At 70.9% G+C, this 3,396-nt stretch carries 2 protein-coding genes; one reads left to right on the forward strand and one right to left on the reverse strand.

Going from position 1 to position 3,396, the window contains the following annotated elements:
* Positions 1–532: 532 nt before the first annotated feature.
* Complete coding sequence (locus AB0O00_RS33170) at positions 533–1,717, forward strand: GDSL-type esterase/lipase family protein (RefSeq protein ID WP_363658149.1); 1,185 nt, start codon at positions 533–535, stop codon at positions 1,715–1,717.
* 91 nt (positions 1,718–1,808) lie between these two features.
* Here the strand turns inward: AB0O00_RS33170 and AB0O00_RS33175 are convergent, their stop codons facing one another.
* Positions 1,809–3,167, reverse strand: coding sequence for an NAD(P)/FAD-dependent oxidoreductase (locus AB0O00_RS33175; RefSeq protein ID WP_363658151.1), 1,359 nt, complete (start codon positions 3,165–3,167; stop codon positions 1,809–1,811).
* Positions 3,168–3,396 lie beyond the last annotated feature (229 nt).

Below are 3,396 nucleotides of genomic sequence, written 5' to 3' on the forward strand. Positions count from 1 at the left end.
CGATCCGGGCTCGGACGCCCATCTCCCGTCATTCCCGTTTCCCCTGCAGCCGCTCTGGAGGCACCCCCATGCCAAGACCGCCCCTCTTACCCGGTCCAGCCGACGGAGGCGCCGCGGTTGGCCGCCGACCTCGCGGCGGTGCTCGGCGCGGGCGGGGGCGGGTCGCGGCTGGTTTGAGTGTCGGGGCTGGGTTGAGCGTGGTGGCTGGGTTGCGTGTGGTGGGGTCGATGCGGGGGTGCGGGTCCGGTTCGTGTGGGTGTGGGCGGGTGTGGGCCCGGCCGGTGTGAGCGGTTCGTATGTGGGTGGTGGCAGGCCGCGACTTGTGTGAACAAGTACGGGTGGGCGTGCGGTCGCTGAACGGGTGGGGGCTGGTCTGAACCCATCGGTAACAAAGCGGAAACCTGCCGCAGATACCTAGCGGTAACGAGCGCGGCCATGCCATCTTCAACGCGCCACCGGCGCCGGCGGCCTACCCTCACACGCGTCTTCCCGTCCCCACACCACGGGGAGACCGAGCCGCAGGAGTTCCGCCGTGCCCGAAAACGGTTCGAGCAACACCCGCTGTACCCCTCGACTCGCCCGCAGGCTGCTCAGCGCCGCCCTCGCCCTCCCGCTCGTGATCGGCGGCAGCGTCGCCGCCGCCGCGCCCGCCTCCGCCGCCCCCGTCGGCCCCACCGCGAGCGTCACGCTCGGTGACAGCTACATCTCCGGCGAGGCCGGCCGCTGGATGGGCAACTCCGCCGACGGCAGCGGCAGCCGGACCGGCACCGACCGCGCCTGGAACGGGAGTTCGTACGACGCAAGCACCGTCTACGGCGCCACCGCCGCGAACGGCTGCGACCGCTCCGACGTCGCCGAGGTGACCGGAGCATCCTCCGTGGCGGCCAAGCAGATCAACCTGGCCTGCTCGGGCGCCGTCACCAGCAACGTCTTCCGCGCCTCCAACGGCGGCCAGTCGCTCAAGGGCGAAGCCCCGCAGGCCGACCAACTCGCCACCGTCGCCGCCCAGAACAACGTCAAGCTGATCACGCTGTCGATCGGGGGCAACGACCTCGGGTTCTCCGACGTCATCTCGACCTGCGTCAAGGACTACCTCTTCTGGTACAGCTACTGCCACGGCTCGCAGCAGTCCGCGATCGACTCGAAGATGCCCGCGGCGATGGCCGGCGTCGGCAAGTCGATCGACGAGATCCGCGCGGTGATGTCCAACGCGGGCTACGGACAAGGGGATTACCGGCTCGTGCTGCAGTCCTACCCGTCGCCGATCCCGCGCGGCTCCGAGATGCGCTACCCCGAGAGCGGCTGGACCCGCTCCAACACCGGCGGTTGCCCGTTCTGGGACGGGGACGCCGACTGGGCGCGCGACTCGATGGTGCCGCAGATCTCCAAGGCGCTGGCGCAGGTCGCCTCTGCCAAGGGCGTGCAGTTCCTCGACCTCTCCGACATGCTCCAGGGGCGCGAGGTCTGCTCCACGGCCACCCAGCAGCCGACCACGGGCGCCGCGCCGTCCGCGACCACCAGTGAGTGGGCGCGCTTCCTCGACGGCGGGCTCAACACCACCCAGGGCGCGCTGCAGGAGTCTATGCACCCGAACTACTACGGGCAGCAGGCGCTTGGGAGTTGCCTCACGCAGCTGTTCGCTCGGAGCAGCGGGAACTACGCGTGCCGCAACACTGCCGGGCAGGACTCCGGTGGGATGTACCTGGCTGCGGAGTGATGTGGGGCGGCGCCGTGCGACGCGGTCCTTTGTGACGTGATGTGGTCCCCTCGGCTTTCCGGTTTGATGTGGGGAGTCGAGGGGCCTTCGCTCAGCCTTTCGCCAGCAACGCCTGGGCGTGGGCGCGTACTTGATCCTTCGTCAGGTACGCGTCGGTGTACTCGAAGTCCTGCAGCCGGGCGGGCTGGCGGGCGAGGAAGCCGGTGCGGACGAAGTCGTCGCCGGCCGTCGCGTTCAGCAGCCAGTTGGCGCCCACCCGGAACTTCGCCACGTTCGTGCGCATCGCCATCAGGTGGTAGCCGCGGGCCACCAGCTGCGCCGGCACCCCGCGCAGCTCCACGCCGACCGGCTTGGACACCGCGTCCTTGCCGCCCAGGTCGACCACCAGGCCCAAGTCCTTGTGGTAGTACGGCTCCAGCGGCTGGTGGCGCAGCGAGGCGATCACGTTGTTCGCCACCGCGCGCCCCTGCCGGGCGGAGTGCTGGGCGGTCGGCGGGCACACCGCGCCGTCGCCCTTCGCGAGGTCCGGGACGGCCGCGGCGTCGCCCAGCGCGAACACGCCCTCGAACTGCGGCACCCGCATCTCCGCCGTCACCGCGATCCGTCCCCGGACCGTCTCCGCGTCCAGCGTGGCGATCAGCGGGCTCGCGGCGACGCCCGCCGTCCAGATCAGCGTCCGGCACGGAAGCACCCGGCCGTCGGTGAACTTGACCGACTCGGCGCCGACTTCGGCCACCGAGACGCCCAGCGACACCTCGATGCCGCGCGCCCGCAGCACCTCCAGCGCGGCCGTGCCGAGGGCGTCGCCGAGCTCGGGCATCAGCTTCGGGGCGATGTCGATCAGGTGCCACTTGATCTGCCGCGCGTCCAGCCGCGGGTAGCGGCGGGCCGCGGCGGTCGTGAGGCGCTGCAGGCAGGCGGCCGTCTCGGTGCCCGCGTAACCGCCGCCCACCACGACGAACTGGAGACGCGACTCCCGCTCGTTCTGGTCCAGCGTGGTCGAGGCCAGGTCGAGTTGGGCGATCACGTGGTCGCGGACGTAGGCCGCCTCGGCGAGCGTCTTCATGCCGCGGGCGTAGTCGGTGAGGCCCGGGATGTCGAACGTGCGGGTGACGCTGCCGGGGGCCAGCACGAGGATGTCGTACTTCTGCGCGATCACCTCGTCGGTGATCTTCCGGACCACGCAGACCTTGGACACCGGGTCCACCCCGATGGCCCCGCCGGGGACGATGTGGGTGCGGCGGAGGCTGCGGCGCAGGGACACCGCGACCGACTGCGGGGTCAGGACGCCGGCGGCGACGTGCGGCAGCAGCGGCAGGTAGAGCTGATAACTGAACGGCGTGACCAGCGAGATCTCGGCCTCGGAGGGCGCCAGCTTGTGTTCGAGGCGGCGGGCGCACTCCAGGCCGGCGAAGCCACCGCCCACGATCAGGATCCGGGGTCGTTCCATCGCTCATCCCTTTACCGTGCTGGTCGTACCGGGAGGGTGCACATTGCTTGTCGCCACACTTGCATGGGGGTGGGTGGGGTGCCACTGGGGTGGGGCTTCTGGGGGGTCCGCTGCGCGGGGCTTGGGGTTCTGTGGGCTCTCGGGTGGGTGGGTGACGCCGGGGGTGGCTGCGGGGGTGGCCGCTCCGGGGGCTGGATGATTTTCCGACTGCCGACTCTGTTTGGTGGGG

It is taken from the genome of Kitasatospora sp. NPDC093558 (genome assembly GCF_040683475.1).
Taxonomy (GTDB): Bacteria; Actinomycetota; Actinomycetes; order Streptomycetales; family Streptomycetaceae; genus Kitasatospora.

Excerpts from the sequence above, each read along its gene's own strand:
- AB0O00_RS33175 (WP_363658151.1), bottom strand. The coding sequence starts at position 3,167 with ATGGAACGACCCCGGATCCTGATCGTGGGCGGTGGCTTCGCCGGCCTG.